Source organism: Vibrio sp. RE86, from assembly GCF_013114545.1.
GTDB lineage: Bacteria > Pseudomonadota > Gammaproteobacteria > Enterobacterales > Vibrionaceae > Vibrio.
Window position 1 is genome coordinate 235615 of sequence record NZ_VTXI01000005.1, and the last position, 17478, is coordinate 253092.

General features: G+C 45.2%; 13 protein-coding genes. 7 read left to right on the forward strand and 6 right to left on the reverse strand.

The window, feature by feature from the left end; all coding sequences use genetic code 11:
• Nucleotide 1: 1 nt before the first annotated feature.
• The 3 genes from F0231_RS07485 to F0231_RS07495 all read left to right on the forward strand — a co-directional run bounded on the left by F0231_RS07485 (nt 2) and on the right by F0231_RS07495 (nt 4829).
• Complete coding sequence (locus tag F0231_RS07485) at nt 2-1090, forward strand: efflux RND transporter periplasmic adaptor subunit (RefSeq protein ID WP_171759095.1); 1089 nt, start codon at nt 2-4, stop codon at nt 1088-1090.
• The gene (locus F0231_RS07490) at nt 1083-4184 is read left to right on the forward strand and encodes an efflux RND transporter permease subunit (protein ID WP_171759096.1); all 3102 of its coding nucleotides are present in this window, start codon (nt 1083-1085) and stop codon (nt 4182-4184) included. Before F0231_RS07485 ends, F0231_RS07490 begins: the two co-directional genes overlap by 8 nt.
• Before the next feature lie 75 nt (nt 4185-4259).
• Nucleotides 4260-4829, forward strand: coding sequence for a DNA-3-methyladenine glycosylase I (locus F0231_RS07495; RefSeq protein ID WP_171759097.1), 570 nt, complete (start codon nt 4260-4262; stop codon nt 4827-4829).
• 31 nt (nt 4830-4860) lie between these two features.
• Here the strand turns inward: F0231_RS07495 and F0231_RS07500 are convergent, their stop codons facing one another.
• Both F0231_RS07500 and cls read right to left on the reverse strand, forming a co-directional pair.
• A complete protein-coding gene (locus F0231_RS07500; RefSeq protein ID WP_171759098.1) occupies nt 4861-6066 on the reverse strand; it encodes a cystathionine beta-lyase in 1206 nt (401 codons plus the stop codon).
• 68 nt (nt 6067-6134) lie between these two features.
• The gene (gene cls / locus F0231_RS07505) at nt 6135-7589 is read right to left on the reverse strand and encodes a cardiolipin synthase (protein ID WP_171759099.1); all 1455 of its coding nucleotides are present in this window, start codon (nt 7587-7589) and stop codon (nt 6135-6137) included.
• Nucleotides 7590-7956: 367 nt separating this feature from the next.
• On the opposite strand from cls, the gene F0231_RS07510 reads away from it, so the two are divergent.
• The 4 genes from F0231_RS07510 (at nt 7957) to F0231_RS07525 (ending at nt 12864) form a co-directional block, all read left to right on the forward strand.
• A complete protein-coding gene (locus tag F0231_RS07510) occupies nt 7957-9387 on the forward strand; it encodes a sodium-dependent transporter (RefSeq protein ID WP_171759100.1) in 1431 nt (476 codons plus the stop codon).
• Between the two features lie 154 nt (nt 9388-9541).
• Nucleotides 9542-11158, forward strand: coding sequence for a methyl-accepting chemotaxis protein (locus F0231_RS07515; protein ID WP_171759101.1), 1617 nt, complete (start codon nt 9542-9544; stop codon nt 11156-11158).
• Between the two features lie 66 nt (nt 11159-11224).
• A complete protein-coding gene (locus F0231_RS07520) occupies nt 11225-11920 on the forward strand; it encodes a TIGR01621 family pseudouridine synthase (RefSeq protein WP_171759102.1) in 696 nt (231 codons plus the stop codon).
• 11 nt (nt 11921-11931) lie between these two features.
• Complete coding sequence (locus tag F0231_RS07525; RefSeq protein WP_171759116.1) at nt 11932-12864, forward strand: class I SAM-dependent methyltransferase; 933 nt, start codon at nt 11932-11934, stop codon at nt 12862-12864.
• Between the two features lie 231 nt (nt 12865-13095).
• Here the strand turns inward: F0231_RS07525 and F0231_RS07530 are convergent, their stop codons facing one another.
• From F0231_RS07530 to F0231_RS07545, 4 genes are read right to left on the reverse strand one after another with little or no spacing between them, the layout of a single operon-like run.
• Nucleotides 13096-13740, reverse strand: coding sequence for a CDP-alcohol phosphatidyltransferase family protein (locus tag F0231_RS07530; protein WP_171759103.1), 645 nt, complete (start codon nt 13738-13740; stop codon nt 13096-13098).
• A complete protein-coding gene (locus F0231_RS07535; RefSeq protein ID WP_171759104.1) occupies nt 13733-14380 on the reverse strand; it encodes an ATP-binding cassette domain-containing protein in 648 nt (215 codons plus the stop codon). Before F0231_RS07535 ends, F0231_RS07530 begins: the two co-directional genes overlap by 8 nt.
• Nucleotides 14346-16055, reverse strand: a complete 1710-nt coding sequence (locus F0231_RS07540; protein ID WP_171759105.1) for an ABC transporter permease — start codon at nt 16053-16055, stop codon at nt 14346-14348. The genes F0231_RS07535 and F0231_RS07540 overlap by 35 nt, the downstream gene beginning before the upstream one ends.
• 9 nt (nt 16056-16064) lie before the next feature.
• Nucleotides 16065-17207: an ABC transporter substrate-binding protein gene (locus F0231_RS07545; RefSeq protein WP_171759106.1), complete on the reverse strand. Its 1143-nt coding sequence runs from the start codon at nt 17205-17207 to the stop codon at nt 16065-16067.
• Between the last annotated feature and the right edge of the window lie 271 nt (nt 17208-17478).

Consider the following 17478-nt stretch of genomic DNA (forward strand, 5'->3'; position numbering starts at 1 on the left):
GATGAAGCATTGGTTTAAACTATGTGCGCTCTCTTCGGCTGCGCTTTTAGTTGGATGTGGCGGAGAGCCACAATACGTAGACTTTGGTATCCCAAAGGTTAAGGTACTTGAGATCTCTGATCATCATGTTCAAGAAGATAAGCTCTATTTCCCTGCAGTGGCCAATGCTGCAGAGCGATCTCATCTTAGCTTTAGGGTCGCTGGTGAGATCAGTAAGATCTACGTAAAAGAAGGCGATCAACTTAAAAAAGGCGATCTCATTGCCGAGATTGATCCCACAGACTACCAACTCGATGTGGACAACGCCTCTGCGCGTTACAGCGTCGTAAATAGTCAATATAGACGTTCCAAACCACTCGTGGACAAAGGCCTGCTGGCGAAGTCTCAGTTCGATGAAATCGCAGCGAATCGTCAAATCGCTTATGCAGAGCTTGAACTTGCTAAGCTTCGTCTCTCTTTCACTAAGTTGATGGCGCCGGTGGATGGCATTATCTCTCGCGTGAATATCGACCAGTTCGAAAACATTCAAGTCGGCCAGCATGTCGTTAATATTCACAGTGTCGAAAACGTCGAAGTTTTGATTCAGCTTCCAGACCGTCTTTACGTCAATCAACCGAGTAAGAAAACGCTCGAGATAGTTGAAGCGGTTGTAAAAGTCCCAAGTGGTAACGAGTACAACGCTCAAATCAAAGAGTTTACGACTGAACCTGATCCTGCGACTGGAACCTTCACCGTGACGCTTTCACTTCCTATGCCAGAGGAAGAGTACATCCTTGATGGTATGGCGGTTGAGGTGACATCAAAAGGGGAAGACATTGGTCTTGACCTCAATAGCGGAGTACAGATTCCAATAGAGGCGCTGTTTAACGCTGATGGTGACGCATTGGAACGTGAAAATAAGTACGTTTGGGTTCTCAATGGCGATAGCTCTGTAACGAAGCAAAAAGTCTCGACGGGCAAGGCGAGTAAAGAGTCGATTCAAATCTTAAGTGGTTTAGACAACGATCAAGTTGTGGTTATAGCTGGCGTCTCTGGACTGAGAGAAGGAATGAAAGTGCAAGTAATTGATAAGGAGGCGGGACATGAGTGATACGAACGCTAACTCGCCTCAACGCGATGAAGATGTAACAGGAATCGCGGCGTACTTTATTCGCAACCGTGTCATCAGCTGGATGATCTCTTTGATTTTCTTAATTGGTGGTGTATCGGCTTTCTTTGGTCTTGGGCGTCTAGAAGATCCTGCATTCACCATCAAAGATGCGATGGTTGTGACCAATTACCCTGGTGCGACACCTCAACAAGTAGAAGAAGAGGTGACTTACCCGATAGAGAAAGCGATTCAGCAGTTAACTTATGTTGACGAAGTGAACTCAATTTCGAGTCGAGGCTTGTCACAAATTACGGTGACCATGAAAAACAACTATGGCCCTGATGATCTTCCTCAAATCTGGGATGAGTTACGCCGGAAAGTAAATGATCTTAAAGGTCAGCTGCCTCCGGGTGTTAACGATCCACAAGTAATTGATGACTTTGGTGATGTTTACGGGATCTTGTTGGCTGTTACCGGTGATGGCTATAGCTATAAAGAGCTCTTAGATTATGTTGATTACTTACGTCGAGAGCTTGAGCTCATTGATGGTGTCAGCAAGATATCGGTATCTGGTCAGCAGCAAGAGCAAGTCTTTATTGAAATCTCGATGAAGCGCTTGAGTAGCTTGGGCCTCGCACCTACAACCGTATTTAATCTACTTTCTACGCAAAACATCGTGTCTGATGCTGGTGCTATCCGTATTGGTGATGAATATATTCGCATCCACCCAACAGGTGAGTTCCAGAATGTCGATCAGCTTGGTGATTTGATCATCACCGAAAGCGGCGCTCAAGGTCTTATCTACTTGAAAGATGTGGCCGATATTAAGCGTGGCTATGTTGAAGTTCCATCAAATATCATCACTTTTAACGGTGAACTGGCGCTTAACTTGGGTGTATCATTTGCACAAGGGGTGAACGTTGTTGAAGTGGGCCAACGCTTTGATCGCCGATTGGCTGAGCTGAAGTACCAACAACCAGTTGGGGTCGATATTTCAGAGATCTACAGCCAGCCAAAAGAAGTAGATAAATCGGTCAGCGGTTTTGTGGTCAGTTTAGGACAGGCGGTAGCGATCGTTATCATCGTGCTGCTGTTCTTTATGGGCCTACGCTCTGGCTTATTGATTGGTTTAATCCTACTTCTGACCGTATTTGGTACCTTCATTTTCATGAAGTACTTTGCGATCGACTTACAGCGTATCTCTCTCGGTGCATTGGTTATCGCGTTAGGTATGCTGGTGGATAACGCCATAGTGGTGGTCGAAGGGATACTCATAGGGACCCAAAAAGGCCGGACGAGGATGCAAGCGGCCACCGATATTGTTACGCAAACCAAATGGCCGCTGTTAGGTGCAACGGTTATTGCGGTTACCGCTTTCGCTCCGATTGGCCTCTCAGAAGATGCGACGGGCGAATACTGTGGAACACTCTTTACCGTTCTACTTATCTCACTTATGTTGAGTTGGTTCACCGCGATTTCTCTGACTCCATTCTTTGCCGACATCTTCTTCAAAGGGCAAAAGTTTAAGCAAGATGGAGAGAACAGCGATCCATACAACGGCATGATCTTTGTTTTATACAAAGGCTTCCTTGAGTTTTGTATGAAGCGCGCTTGGTTAACAATGGCCGTGCTCGTTGTTGGTCTAGTGGCGAGTGTTTACGGCTTTACTCATGTTAAACAGTCGTTCTTCCCATCTTCAACAACGCCTATCTTCCAAGCGGATATTTGGCTACCAGAAGGGACGGATATTCGTGCGACTAATACCAAGTTGAAGGCGTTGGAATCTTGGATTGCCGAGCAAAACGGAGTTGACCACGTAACGACGACGGCAGGTAAGGGTTTGCAACGTTTCATGCTGACTTATGCGCCTGAAAAGAGTTATGCCGCTTACGGTGAAATCACCACACGTGTGACCGACTATAGTGAACTGGCTACTCTAATGGAGAATTTCCGTCTGCACCTTGAGGAAAACTTCCCTGAGATCAACTACAAGTTAAAGCAGATCGAATTGGGGCCTGGTGGCGGCGCTAAGATTGAAGCGCGCATTATTGGCTCGGATCCAACGATTCTCAGAAGCATTGCTAAGCAAGTTGAAGAGATCATGCATGCTGACCCTGGTGCGACCAATATTCGTCATGACTGGCGTGAACGTACTAAAGTGCTAGAGCCTCAATTCAATGAGAGTCAGGCTCGTCGCTACGGTGTCACTAAATCTGATGTCGATGATTTCCTTGCAATGTCGTTCTCGGGTAAGTCAGTGGGTGTCTACCGTGATGGTACTACTCTGATGCCTATCGTGGCTCGCCTACCTGAAAATGAACGTATCGATATTCGTAATATCGAAGGGATGAAGATTTGGAGCCCTGCTTTAAGCGAATATATCCCGCTGCAACAAATCACGATGGGCTATGAGCTGCGTTGGGAAGACCCAATCATTGTTCGTAAAAACCGTAAGCGTATGCTGACGATTATGGCTGACCCAGACTTATTGGGTGAAGAGACCGCGGCAACGCTTCAAAAACGCTTAATGCCATTGGTTGAAGCGATTGAGATGCCACCTGGTTACTCGCTTGAGTGGGGCGGGGAATATGAGTCTTCTGGTGACGCTCAAGCTTCTCTATTCACCACGATGCCAATGGGATACTTGTTCATGTTCTTAGTGACTGTGTTCCTATTTAACTCGGTGAAAGAGCCGCTAATCGTTTGGTTAACGGTGCCACTTGCGATTATTGGTGTAACAACGGGCTTGTTGGCACTCAATACTCCATTTGGCTTCATGGCGTTACTTGGTTTCTTGAGCTTATCGGGAATGCTGCTGAAAAATGGTATCGTTCTGTTGGATCAGATCGAAATAGAGATGAAGTCAGGCAAAGATCCATACATAGCAGTTGTAGACGCAGCACTTAGTCGTGTTCGTCCTGTATGTATGGCAGCAATCACGACAATCTTAGGTATGATCCCTCTACTGCCTGACATCTTCTTTAAACCGATGGCGGTGACCATTATGTTTGGTTTAGGTTTTGCGACGGTTCTAACATTGATTGTTGTGCCAGTGTTGTATCGTCTATTCCACAAAGTGAAATTGCCAAACTAATCAAATACCGCTTATTCAAAGCGATAGACTCAAACGCCCCTGACTGTGTCGGGGGCGTTTTGTAAGGAGAACTCAATGACACAAGACACCACCTGCGCTTGGGCGATGAACCATGAACTTGAAAGGGAATATCACGACGCTGAGTGGGGCGTGCCTGTTTACGACGATCAGGTCCTCTTTGAGTTTATTACTTTAGAGGGTGCTCAAGCTGGACTTAGTTGGATTACGATTTTGAAAAAACGAGAAGGCTACCGCGCTGCGTTTGAAAACTATGATCTAGAAAAACTCATCCATGGTGACGAGGCACGAATTGAATTCATCGTTGAAAACTTCGATGTGGTTAGGCACCGAGGAAAGATCAACTCGGTTTTTAGTAACGCTAAAGCGGCAAAACTGTTGATAGAAGAGTACGGTAGTTTATCGAATGCACTGTGGCAGTTTGTTGATAATAAACCGATTGTGAATCAATGGACTGAAATGAGCCAAGTCCCTATATCAACGGAACAGTCGAAAGCCATGAGTAAGTTTCTCAAAAAGAGAGGCTTTAAGTTTGTTGGCGAAACGATCTGTTATGCGTTCATGCAAGCCGTTGGGATGGTAGATGACCATTTAGTGAATTGCCCGAAAAAGAAAAAGAGCGCATAGGCGCTCTTTAATAGGCTTCTTGATTTAGCAATTATGCGGTCGCTTCTCTTTCAAGGATAAGAGCATTATAACGCTCGAAGCCTGCTTCAAGGTCAGCAATCAAATCATCGATACTCTCGAGACCAATATGCAAGCGTACCAAAGTACCTTCAAAGTTAGGGTTCGCAACTGTTCTCAGGCTGTTAAAGCTTTTAGGTTCGTTGGCCAAGATAAGGCTTTCATAACCACCCCACGAGTAACCCATGCTAAAGTGTTTCATGCCATCAAGCAGTGCGGTTGTTGCTCTTGGGTATGATGTTTTCAAAATGAATGAGAACAGCCCATTCCCACCAGTAAAATCACGCTCAAAGAATTCATGGCCTGGGCAAGACTCTAATGCAGGGTGGCGCACATGGTCCACTTCTGGGCGACTTTGCAGCCACTTTGCGACTTTTAAGCTGTTTTCTGCATGTTGACGTAGACGCACATCAAGAGTGCGAATACCACGCAAGCCAAGGTATGCATCGTCAGGCGAAACACATTGGCCCATTAGGTAACTTTGTTCGCGCAGTTGATCCCAGTATTTCTCGCTTGCGACAGCAGTACCTAGCATTACATCAGAGTGACCGACAATGTATTTTGTTGCTGCTTGGATAGAGATATCGACGCCATGTTCGAATGGAGAGAAGTTCACACCTGCACCCCAAGTGTTATCCAGCATAACAATGATATCTTGTTCATGGGCGATCTTAGATAGCGTCGGGACGTCCTGAACTTCCATTGTGATAGATCCAGGAGACTCCAAGAATAGAATCTTGGTGTTTGGCTTGATCAAATCACGAATGCCTTCACCAATAGTCGGCTCATAATAGGTTGTTTCGACACCCATCTTTTTCATAATGGTATCGCAAAAATCACGAGTCGGTTCGTAACAGGTGTCGACCATCAGAATATGATCACCTGTTTCTACAAATGAAAGAATCGCATTTGAAATAGCAGCCGTACCACACGGGTATAAAGCACAGCCTGCACCGCCTTCGATTTCAGTCATGGCATCTTGGAAAGCGAAATGCGTGTTGGTACCACGGCGTCCATAGAAAAGCGTTTTGTTGGCACGATTGACCGTTGCGTGATGCTTTTCAGCAACAGTATCAAATACGATTGTCGAGGCGCGTTGCACAGGTGGGTTAACCACTCCGTTCGTCCACTTTTTATCTCTACCTGCGGTGACGTATTTGGTCTGCTTGCTCTCTGACATTGGAAGTCCTTATCTAACTCATGTTTTGCCTTATTTAAAACATGGCAAAGCGTGAATAGCAAGTCGGATCAGAGTAATGGATTGAATAGATAGAAAATACGCTCTAAGAAACGAGAAAATAGGGTACGAGTTTTCCATTGTTCGAAGTCGACTGGGTGTGATTTTTCAATATAACTCTGTTGTAGCCAGTACATCTCTTTAGTGAAAGCTTCGTCATCTATTGCGAGTGTGAGTTCAAAATTAAGCCATAGACTGCGCATGTCCATATTGACGGTGCCGACTAGACAGAACTGTTCGTCAATGACGACGGATTTGGTATGAAGTAAACCACCATAAAATTCATAGATCTTGACGCCTGCACTTAACAACTCACTATAAAAGGCACGTGATGCCCACTGCACCATCAGAGAATCGTTCTTGTGCGGAATAATTAACTCAACATTAATACCACGTTGTGCCGTCATTTTTAGAGTTTCAAGCAGGTCAGCGCTTGGCACAAAATAGGGTGTCGTGATTCTCACAGAGCTGTTGGCTTGATTGATCGCCAAAGTCAGCACTTGTGAGATGAGGTGTTCAGGCATACCAGGCCCAGAAGGGACGACTTGAACTGGATGCTGTGGCTCTTTTGGGTCTATTCGGCATTCAGGTTGTGATGGGAAGGCCCGCGAGCCAGTTTCCACTTCCCAGTCCCAGCAATGGATTGCTGAAAGAACGTTAACCGTTGGGCCTGTGATACGAACCATGATATCAATCCATTGCCCAACTCCTGAGTTCTGCTTAAAGAAAGCAGGGTCGACAAGGTTCATCGACCCCGTATAAGCGATTTTCTCGTCGATAACGATGATTTTTCGGTGCTGACGAAGGTCTAAGCGCCTTAAAAAGATACGCCAAGGGCTCACTTCTAATGCTTGGACGACTTGAACGCCAGCATTACGCATCATTTTTACCCACTGACTACGAAAGAAACGCGGGCTACCTGCTGAGTCGAGCAATACCTTAACGTTGACACCTCTTTTGGACGCTTTGATTAACGCTGAAGCGACGGAGTCGGCTAAACCGCCTGGGTGCCATATATAGAAGACAAAACGAATGCTTGTTTGGGCATTTTCTATATCTTCAATAATAGAGTGGAGAATCTTGTCTGGTGAGCTCTGTAATGAAAGAGAGTTTCCTGAAAGCGCAGGAAGGCCTAAGCGGTTGTTGCACAGCTCATCGATTCGGTAGATATGACGACCAAAGCTTTCTGGAGAGTGGGCATGGCAATCGTTGAGGCTTGAGAACCACTGTGCGAATGGGGCAAGCATCTCTTTAGCACGTTCTGCGCGTTTTCGACCTAGATTGAGTTCACCGAATAGGAAATAGCAGCCGACCCCCACGATAGGCAGGATATAAATAATCATCAGCCAAGCGAGAGAGACGCTCACCGCGCGGCGTTTTAGTACAACCCTAATAGTGACACCCGCCACAAGAACCCAGTAAAAGACGATCCCTGCCAATGTCAGAAAGTGATAAAACTTTTCCATTCAACAACCTAGAAGTATGAGGCAATCTCAATATTAGAACTGAGTGAAGATGACGACAAGCAAGATTTCAGTAAAGCATGAGGTGAACGCTATAGGTTCATAAAAAGCATGATTCTGTTAGGGAATTGTAAAAATTGGCATGTAATAAATGATTAAGGCTAAAAAAACAGCATTTAAACATATTAATTACATTTGTGGTGGGAAAATGTACTAAATGGGCTTCCAATTTTAATCTTAAACTGGTTTACTTGCTATAACGTTAGCGTCACTCAAAACTCTAATAAGTGTAAAAATAATTATACACTCACTTTTTATAGACGCCTAACAGAAGCAAACACAACTTATAAAACGATTTAATGGAGTAACCGTGGCTACTAGTTCAAATGCACAGCCCCGTGATACGTGGGGGTCTAAATTAGGCTTCGTAATGGCCGCAGCAGGCTCAGCTGTTGGTCTTGGTAACATTTGGAAGTTTCCTTACACAGCAGGTGAGAGTGGTGGTGGCGCATTCGTTGCTATCTATCTTATGTTCGTACTATTTATCGGCTTCAGCGTAATGCTTACAGAGTTTGCTGTTGGTCGTAAGACAGGTCTATCAGCAGTAGGCGCGTTCAAATCGACTGACCGTCGTTGGGCGTTCACTGGTGTAATTGGTGTTTTAAGTGGTCTACTAATTATGGGTTTCTACCCAGTAGTTGGTGGTTGGGCACTTGCTTACATCTTTAAAGTTGGCGGTGGTCTACTAAGCGCACCTGAAGCAATCGGTGACAGCTTCGGTGGCTTTATTTCTGACCCAGTTCAACCTTTAATGTGGATGGCGGTTTACCTACTGCTTAACATTGTTATCGTAATGAAAGGTATTTCAGGCGGTATCGAAAAAGCAGGTAAAGTTCTTATGCCTTTACTATTCGTAATCCTTATTACGGTAGCGGTATACGGCATGACTCTGCCAGGCGCAATGGCTGGTATTGAGTTCCTATTCAAACCTGACTTCTCTAAAGTAGACAGTAACGTTGTTCTTGCTGCTCTTGGCCAAGCGTTCTTCTCTCTATCTCTTGGTATGGGTTGTATGATGACATACGGTTCTTACCTGAAGAAGAAAGAGAACCTTGTTCAGACGACAGGTATGGTTACTGCGATGGACACGGGTGTTGCTATCCTAGCGGGTGTTGCAATGTTCCCAGCAATGTTCGCATTTGGCATGGCGCCTTCTGCAGGTCCTGGCCTAGTATTCGTTGTAGTACCTCAGCTATTTGCTGAAATGGGTGGTCTAGTTGGTCTTCTACTTGCTCTACTATTCTTTATCGGTTTGACGGTTGCGGCACTAACTTCTTCTGTATCTCTACTAGAAGTAGTGGTTTCTTACCTAATCGATGAGAAAGGTATGAAGCGTTCGACTGCGGTAATCTCTTCAAGTGTAGTAATGGCATCACTATGTGTGTTTGCGTCACTATCTCTTGGCGGTGTTGGCCCAACTCTATTCGGTACTGGCGCATTCGATATCTTTGACCTACTAACCGATAAGATCTTCCTAGCGGTTGGCGGTATGTTAGTGTGTATCTTTGCGGGCTGGCGTCTATCTCGCTCAGACCTTGAAAAAGAGATCACAAATGACGGTGAAGTATCTTTCCCACTATTCGGTCTTTGGTACAACCTAGTTAAGTACGTTATCCCTGTTGCAATTGCTATCGTAGCATTCATGGGTATCAAGTCTGGTTTCGACAGCGGTAAAGGCGAAATCATGCTAGTGGGTATAGGCATCATTGCACTAGCAGGCGTATTCTCTAAGAAACTCTAAGTTCTGACTAGATTCAGCCTCTTAAATAAAAACCTCCTAATAAGGAGGTTTTTTTGTATCTATCAACTATTTTTATTAAAGAAATCTATCAGTAAGTCGATACTTACTATCAAGTATGTCGTTTTAAATATTAAAAATTTTAGGAAGGTGCTGAGTGAAAATGTCTGTTCGTAAAAAGCTCTATGCGGGTTTTGGGTGCATTCTCGCGATCATGACCATAATGGCAGGGACGGTATGGATAGAAGTCACTCAATCGCGTGATGTTGCGACTGAAATCCGAATGGATGACGTTCCTGAAGTGGTAGGTTATCTAATTCTTATTGATGAAGCGGGCGATATTTATCGTGATGCTACGGGGGCTATTACCGGCGTTCCTGGTGCGTTAAACGACTATAAGACCAATAAGCAAGAATTTGCTGATGCCATTGCTACAGTAAAAGCATTAGAAACTCCTGGTGGTGCTGACCACCGCCGTGTTGAAGAGATCGAAAGGTTAATGCGCGGCTTCACTCAAGGCTTCGAGCGTGACATCGTTCCTCTATTAGGAAACAAAGACGCATTGCATGAGGAAATTGCGAGCTTACGTAGTTTGTATGAGTCTTACCTTGCACCAATTGAAGCGCATTTAGACGAAGCTTCTACGGCTGAAATTACTGAAACGGATGGTTCTTTACTGGCGTTAACAGATTCATTTGCTGTCATTGAAAACACTTTGATTGTGCTGTTTGTCATTGCATTGCTACTAACATGTGCCATTGCATATTGGCTATCAAATTCGATCACAACACGTTTATCCAAACTTGACTCCGTTGCGCAGAAAGTGGCTAACGGCGATCTAACCGCCGAGGATATCGTTGATAACTCGGGTGATGAACTTGCTAACCTTGCTCTTTCAATTAATAAGATGCAAGGCTCGCTTACCACGTTAATTGGTAGCATCTCATCGGTAGCGAATGAAGTGAAAAGTGTCACAGGCGAGTTGTCTAACGTGAGCCAAGACATCGTACAAGGTGCATCTTCTCAGGCTGATAAAGCAAATCTTATTGCGACAGCAGCCGAAGAACTTAGCCTAACGATCGCAGAGGTGGCTCAGCAAGGCACAGCAACCTTTGAAGAGGCACAACGCTCAGAAGGCAGTGCGGAGTCTGGACGTCAAATCATTACTGAGATGGTTGATTCCATTCAGCAAGTGAGCGTTCAGATGACGGACATGTCTAAGCAGATGAATGAGCTTGGGTCACACAGTGAACAAATTGGTTCTGTGATCAAAGTGATTGAAGATATTGCAGAGCAGACTAACTTGCTGGCGCTAAACGCAGCGATTGAAGCAGCTCGTGCAGGTGAATTTGGCCGAGGCTTTGCTGTTGTAGCAGATGAAGTTCGTGCACTAGCGGAACGAACCACGAAAGCGACTCAAGAAGTCGGTGGCATCATTCAGCAGATTCAATCCGGCACACAAGAAGCCGTTACCTACACAGTAGAGAACTGTCAGCTGGTGGAAATCGGTGTTGAACGGAGTTCAGGGGCGGTGAGTGCGCTTGAAGAGATTGTAGAAGGTGCCGCGAACGTCCAAGCGATGGTTAACTCTATCGCGACGGCAGCGGAAGAGCAAACTGCAGTAACTAAAGAAATTGCGGCGGATATTACAGCAATCAGCGATATTTCAGAGCGTTCGTTGCAGCTTGCAAATAGCAGTTCTGACAATGTGAATGGTTTGAATGCTAAAGTATCCGAACTAGAAAACTTAGTTGGTAAGTTCAAGCTCTCTTAACTCAAGCTAGGCTGGCTTTCACTTAGATAACGGGTATACTCGTGCGTCCAAAGTGGAGCCAGCTAAATGTTTGATATCTTACATACCCATTCTGATTTCATCATCATCAATAAGCATCCGAATGTCTCGGTACACAAAGATGATGGTGATACCATGTTGCTTCAAGAAGTCGCTAAGCAAACTGGTGACAACAAACTCTATCTCGTCCATCGTCTCGATAAAATGACCTCAGGTATTCTACTGCTCGGTAGAAATTCGGCAGCGGCCAGTGAGCTGTCTCAGCTATTTGCCCAGCGAACGGTTGAGAAGTTTTATTTAGCTATTGGCAGTAAGAAGCCAAAAAAGAAGCAGGGGCTTGTTAGCGGCGATATGGAGCGTTCTCGTCGTTCTTCTTGGAAGCTCATCAATTCGCAGAGCAACCCTGCGATCACTCAGTTTTTTTCGTTAGCAGCTGAGCCTGGCGAACGTCTCTTTCTGTGCAAGCCACATACAGGGAAAACTCATCAAATCCGCGTTGCATTGAAGTCAGTAGGCTCTGCAATCGTCGGTGATCCAATTTATAACGCGGGTGATGACTCCGATAGAGGTTACCTTCACGCGTTTGCTATCCGCTTCACTTATCAAGATAAAGCATTTGAATTTGTTTGTGACCCGAGAGAAAACACGCTCTTAGGAAGCAAATGGAATACTGATATTACACGTCAGGGCATTGAGACCTGGCTTACCCCATGGGAGCTATCATGGCCGAAGATCAACAAGTAATTCCTGCGCCAATGCAGGCCAATCGACTACCAATCTTTTTTGACCAGATTAATCAGCAGCTTACTCAAGCTCCTGATGAGGTTCGCCGCCTTTTTCATGGCCGTGGACGTCGTTTTGAAGGTCTAGAGCAGTTGACGTGTGATTGGGTTCAGGGTCAGTTGATAGTTGCGATTTTCAAGCAAGTTGATGAAGAGTTCATTGAGGCGCTTAAAAAGGGGCTCACCGAGCTTTCTCAATCTGAATTATGGAAAGAGAAATCGGGTCAGTCGATTGTGGTTCAACATCGTTACGCAGAAGGCGCACCATCGGAAGTGCTGCTGGGTGAACTAGAGAGCCAGCCAGTCGTGATGGAGTCGGGCCTCAAGTATCAACTTAATATTGGCCGAAACCAGAATTTTGGTCTGTTCCTCGATATGCGTTATGGCCGCGATTGGGTAAAGGCTAACTCAAAGCATAAGAACGTACTTAACCTGTTTGCTTATACCTGTGGGTTCTCTGTTGCTGCGATTGCGGGTGGAGCAGATCAAGTTGTAAACGTTGATATGTCAAAAGGCTCACTGTCAAAAGGTCGCGAGAACCACAAGCTTAACGACCACAATATCAACCAAGTGAAATTCTTGGGCTACGATATCTTCCGCTCATGGGGAAAAATCAAAAAGATGGGACGCTACGATCTGATTGTGATCGACCCGCCGTCATTCCAAAAAGGCAGTTTTGCATTGACCAAGGATTACAAGCGAATCCTGCGTAAGCTTCCAGATTTATTAGCGGAAGGCGGTGAAGTGATTGCCTGCGTCAATTCACCGAAAGTGACCAGTGAATTCCTTATCGATAGCATGAAAGAGGAAGCTCCAGAACTCAACTTTATCGAACGTTTGGATAACCCACCAGAGTTCGAAGATACAGATCCTGAAGCGTCGTTGAAAGTTCTCCGATTTAAGTAACCATCCCCTGAAAGAAAAAGCGCCTATCTAGGCGCTTTTTTAGTTTTTGTGTATTTACCTAAAGTTAGCTTGAGGTTTTAAGCTTGGTTACATCAACAATGTCAGAAGGATAAATTATGTATAACGATTATATAAAAGCACTGAGTGTTAAAACCTATCAGGAAGAGATTCACCGCGAGTATAAAAAAGCTCAACAGCGTTCATTTCATGCTCCAAGTTTCAGTGCTGGAGTTATTGCTTCTGTTCTGCTTTTGGTGGTGTTCTAACTTCGTTTTGCAGTGTGTGAAACCCAGAATAGATTCGAGTGAACGTCGTAAACCAGCAAGCAGCGCCAAACAGGTACGCAATGATGGCAAAATGTTGTGGGAATAAGCAGAAGGCGATAAAGCACGCTATGGTTTCTGTCCCTTCTGTTAAACCACTCATGTAGTACAGAGACTTGTGTTTATATACTGGATTATCAATCCCACGCTTACCTGCCATTGAAGCAAACGCTAAGAAGCTTGATCCTGTCCCGATAAAGGAAAAGATCAAAAATGCTCCTGCAATCGCATTTTGTTCTGGATTAGCGAGAACAAAGCCGAATGGGATTAGGGAATAGAACAAAAAATCTAAGCTTATATCAAGAAAACCACCGGCATCGGTTATGCCTTGTCGTCTCGCGAGCGCACCATCCAAACCGTCACACACCCGATTCAAGATAATAAAAATGAGTGCGAGAGAGTATTGCTCCAATATCAGCGCAGGGAAGGCCAAACAGCCTAATAGAAAGCCGAACAAAGTGGTTTGATTGGCGTTTATCCCTGTCTTATCGAGTAGTGTGGCACCTTGATTCAAAGGCCAGCGAATGACTTTAATACTGAACTTATCAAGCATGAGCGCTCTCCCAAGGCCAAGTGATGCAAAGTTCATCATCTGGTACATCTTCTTGATCATGAGTGACTAATAAAGCAGGAATGTCAGCTGCTTTAAGTTGCTCTATAACCCAACATCTAAACTGGTCGCGAAGCGTTTTATCTAACTTGCTAAAGGGCTCGTCTAAAAGCACAAGTTTAGGCTTGGCAAGTAGCATACGGGTTAAGCTGATTCGCGCCCGTTGTCCACCAGAGATCTGGTCAGGATAGGCTTCAGACAACTTACTCAACTCAATACTTTTTAAGGCTTCTAACGCTTGGTGTTTTCGCTCATTTCCTTTTACTGAATTAGGCAGCGCAAACGCGAGATTTTCCCACACGTTTAGATGGGGGAACAACAGGTCATCTTGGAACAGTATTCCAACACCGCGCTTATGCGGCTCGAGATCGTTTAGCGGCTTGTCGTTGAGGGATACCTTACCACTAAGCTGAAATTCCTTTGATAAATGACCTGCAATGGCGTCTAACAGTGTCGACTTACCACAACCGCTTGGGCCCATTAGCGTTAAGATTTCCCCTGCTTTCACTTCCACGGAAAAGTTGGAGAACAAGGTTTCCCCACCGCGCTTACGGATGGTGAGGTTTTCGAGACAAAGGCTCATTAGGCAATAATCCCTTAATAGACAACCTACGGTACTTAGCGTGAAAGCGGCTTAGTAACATAGCAATCGAGAAGAAAATCAGCGGCAATAGTGCTTGCCACAGTGCATAGATCGCGGTTACACGGCGGTCAAAGCCGCTTGAAAGTGCAACAGCTTCGGTTGTTATAGTGCTAATTCGCCCAGCGCCAAGCATGAGTGTCGGCAAGTATTGAGCGAGGCTAACGCTAACGCCTATTGCCCATGCAAAGAGTATTGCAGGAAGCAATATAGGCAGTTTCACTTTGCACCAAGCATGAAAAGGGGACTTACCTAAGCTCAATGCAACCCTTGTTAAACTCTCATTGAAACTTCGCCAAGGGCCATCTAACGACAAATAAACATAAGGGAAAGCGAAGAACACATGCGCCCAACACACCCAAAATAGGTAGGCGCTGCTATCAATGTACAGCGTGCTAATCTGCATACCAAACAAAAGGGAAAGCTGCGGAACAAGCATAGGAATAGCAATCACATAGCCTGGTAGATTCCAGCGATAGCGAAGGCGATACTCGTGGGCGATGAGAGCCAAAATGAGCGCACAAGTTGAACAAATCACCGCAATCACGATGCTATCATAGAGAGTCGTGAGGATACTGTCCCACTCAAATTGCCAGAATCGTAGGCTAAATCGACTTGGTAGCAAATCAGGAAAGCGCCAGCGCTGAGCAAAACTCCAAAGTAAGGTAATTGGGATCATGACGATGCTGGTGAGCAGCACCGCGCTAAACACGGCATTACCCGGTAAAACGAGTCCAAAGCGTCCAGAGCTTAGCCATTGTCGGAAGTGCTTTGTGATAAGCCACTCGACTAATCGAGCAAAACCAATGACTAAACTTGCGAGCATGAACAGTACAACAGCCCCTGCAGACGCGCGAGGTAGCAAACTTAAATCAGGCTCGCTAAACCACTGCCAAACAAGTACAGCAAACGTTGGTGGGTTAGTTGGTCCAATAATTAAGGCGACATCGACAACCGAAAGGCTGTAGGCGAGTACGGCTAACATTGGAAATCGCAACTTGGCAAACCATTGAGGTAAAACGCATTTACACCACGTTTGGGCACGAGAATAGCCCAAAGAAAAGCTCACTTTCTCAACTTGGTCAATATTGAGTTGCTGCAATATAGGGATACTCATGAGCAGCAGAAACGGAACCTCTTTTAGCGCTAACATAAAGATTAAGCCCAAAGCGTAAGGGTCCTTAACCAATAATGCACCTTCAGTTAGGCCCTGACTGCTAGAGTCGTAACCAACTAGATTAAATAGTGCACGGGCTCCTATTCCTGTTGGAGAGAAAAGAAAAGCAAACCCAATGGCAAAGGCAACATGAGGCATGGCCAGTAATGGAGATAGAGTCATCTCAATACGACGCCAGAAGCGGGTTTGCCAACTAGATAAGAGAATAATAAATGTAATGAAACACGCTAGGTAACTGCTGGCAAGGGTAGAAAAGAGTGTAAGCAAAATAGACTTTTCTACGCCTGCCCACGCGAATACCTGACTAAAGCCGTCAAGAGTAAAAGTATCAAGTCCAATTGGCGGTATATAGCCTAGCGCTGAAAAGACCACTCCGAGTAGGCCCGGAATGGTCGGCAATATACAGACAACTATTAACAGTATATAGAGAGCGTACAACATCGAGTTAAATCAGTTTCCGTAACGTTTGAGCCACTCTTTTTCAATCGCGCCTTGCCAGCTAGGATGGGGTTCAGCAATGGATTTGAATTGTTGAGTGTTTTTGGCGCTTCCAGTGAGGTACTGGCTATCTAGCACTGATGGGTCTCCCCATACATTAATATCCCCTTTGCGCGATTGGGCTTCAGGACTCAGAAGGTAGTTGATCGCAACTTGTGCACCTGCACTGGCATTGGCATTCCATGGGATCGCTAAGAAATGGATGTTAGAGAGCGCACCACTGTCCATCGCGTAGACCTGTGTTGAATCCGCTAACTTTCCACTCGCTTGTGCAGAATAAACCGCGTTAGGGTTGAAAGTAATGGCAAGATCTAGCTGACCATCATCAAGCAATTGAATTGATTCTGCCGTGCCTGCTGGAAACTGTTTACCACCGCGCCAAGCTACAGCATGAAATTCGTCAAGGTACTTCCATAGAGGGGCTGTAACGATGTCAAAGTTTTCGTCAGTGACAGGTTGCATTAGGGTCGCATCATTATCTGTCAACTCGATAAGCAGCGCTTTCAAGAAGCTAGTACCATGAAACTCAGGTGGGCGAGGGTAGCTCAGGCGATTTGGGAACGCTTTCGCATAGCTAAGAAATTCACTGAATGAACGCGGTGGATTATTTAACTCAAGCGTATCGTGGATGAACACCAGTTGACCGACTCCCCAAGGGGCTTCTAAGCCATCCGTAGGTTCAGAAAAGTCGACGTCGACAGGTAACGATTGATCAACATATTTCCAGCTTGGCAATGACTGTGTGAATGGGCCAAACAGAAGCTGGTTGTCTTTCATAGACTTAAAGTTTTCACCGTTAATCCAGACCATATCCACGCTGCCACCACTGTTTTTGCCAGCCGCTTTTTCAGCAATAAGGCGTGTAGTTGTTTCAGCGATGTCGGTAACTTTAACGTGTTTGAGTGTTACGCCATATTTGGTTTGGAGGTTTTTACCAGCCCACTGGATGTAGCGGTTGATTTCTTGACTACCTCCCCATGCATGAAAGTAGACAGTTTGTCCTTTCGCCTTGTCGAGAGTGTGTTGCCAGTCATCTTGAGCGGTAGCGACGAACGTTACTAGCAGCGAAGAGAGAAGTGCGATCAGCCTTGTCATAATAGTCCCTGTGGTTGAATAATCGTATCGGCTTGTGGTTAAGACCGGAGTAATTCAATTATTCATTCATTATGACTTAAAAAAGGGTTCGTTATTATATATTTGAAGGAATTGTTGTGGGAATGTTTGAAAAATAGACGTTAGAAATAAAAAAGCAGCCTAATAGGCTAATGCCGATCAGTTAAGGGTTAAATGATCGGTTGAACGATCCTTCCAAGGTGTCAAAATCCGAGTGTATTCCATGCACTCGGATTTTTTATGTTTCTAAGAC

Excerpts from the sequence above, each read along its gene's own strand:
- F0231_RS07495 (WP_171759097.1), top strand. The coding sequence starts at position 4,260 with ATGACACAAGACACCACCTGCGCTTGGGCGATGAACCATGAACTTGAA.
- F0231_RS07525 (WP_171759116.1), top strand. The coding sequence starts at position 11,932 with ATGCAGGCCAATCGACTACCAATCTTTTTTGACCAGATTAATCAGCAG.
- cls (WP_171759099.1), bottom strand. The coding sequence starts at position 7,589 with ATGGAAAAGTTTTATCACTTTCTGACATTGGCAGGGATCGTCTTTTAC.
- F0231_RS07535 (WP_171759104.1), bottom strand. The coding sequence starts at position 14,380 with ATGAGCCTTTGTCTCGAAAACCTCACCATCCGTAAGCGCGGTGGGGAA.
- F0231_RS07530 (WP_171759103.1), bottom strand. The coding sequence starts at position 13,740 with ATGCTTGATAAGTTCAGTATTAAAGTCATTCGCTGGCCTTTGAATCAA.
- F0231_RS07545 (WP_171759106.1), bottom strand. The coding sequence starts at position 17,207 with ATGACAAGGCTGATCGCACTTCTCTCTTCGCTGCTAGTAACGTTCGTC.
- F0231_RS07485 (WP_171759095.1), top strand. The coding sequence starts at position 2 with ATGAAGCATTGGTTTAAACTATGTGCGCTCTCTTCGGCTGCGCTTTTA.
- F0231_RS07520 (WP_171759102.1), top strand. The coding sequence starts at position 11,225 with ATGTTTGATATCTTACATACCCATTCTGATTTCATCATCATCAATAAG.
- F0231_RS07540 (WP_171759105.1), bottom strand. The coding sequence starts at position 16,055 with ATGTTGTACGCTCTCTATATACTGTTAATAGTTGTCTGTATATTGCCG.
- F0231_RS07490 (WP_171759096.1), top strand. The coding sequence starts at position 1,083 with ATGAGTGATACGAACGCTAACTCGCCTCAACGCGATGAAGATGTAACA.
- F0231_RS07500 (WP_171759098.1), bottom strand. The coding sequence starts at position 6,066 with ATGTCAGAGAGCAAGCAGACCAAATACGTCACCGCAGGTAGAGATAAA.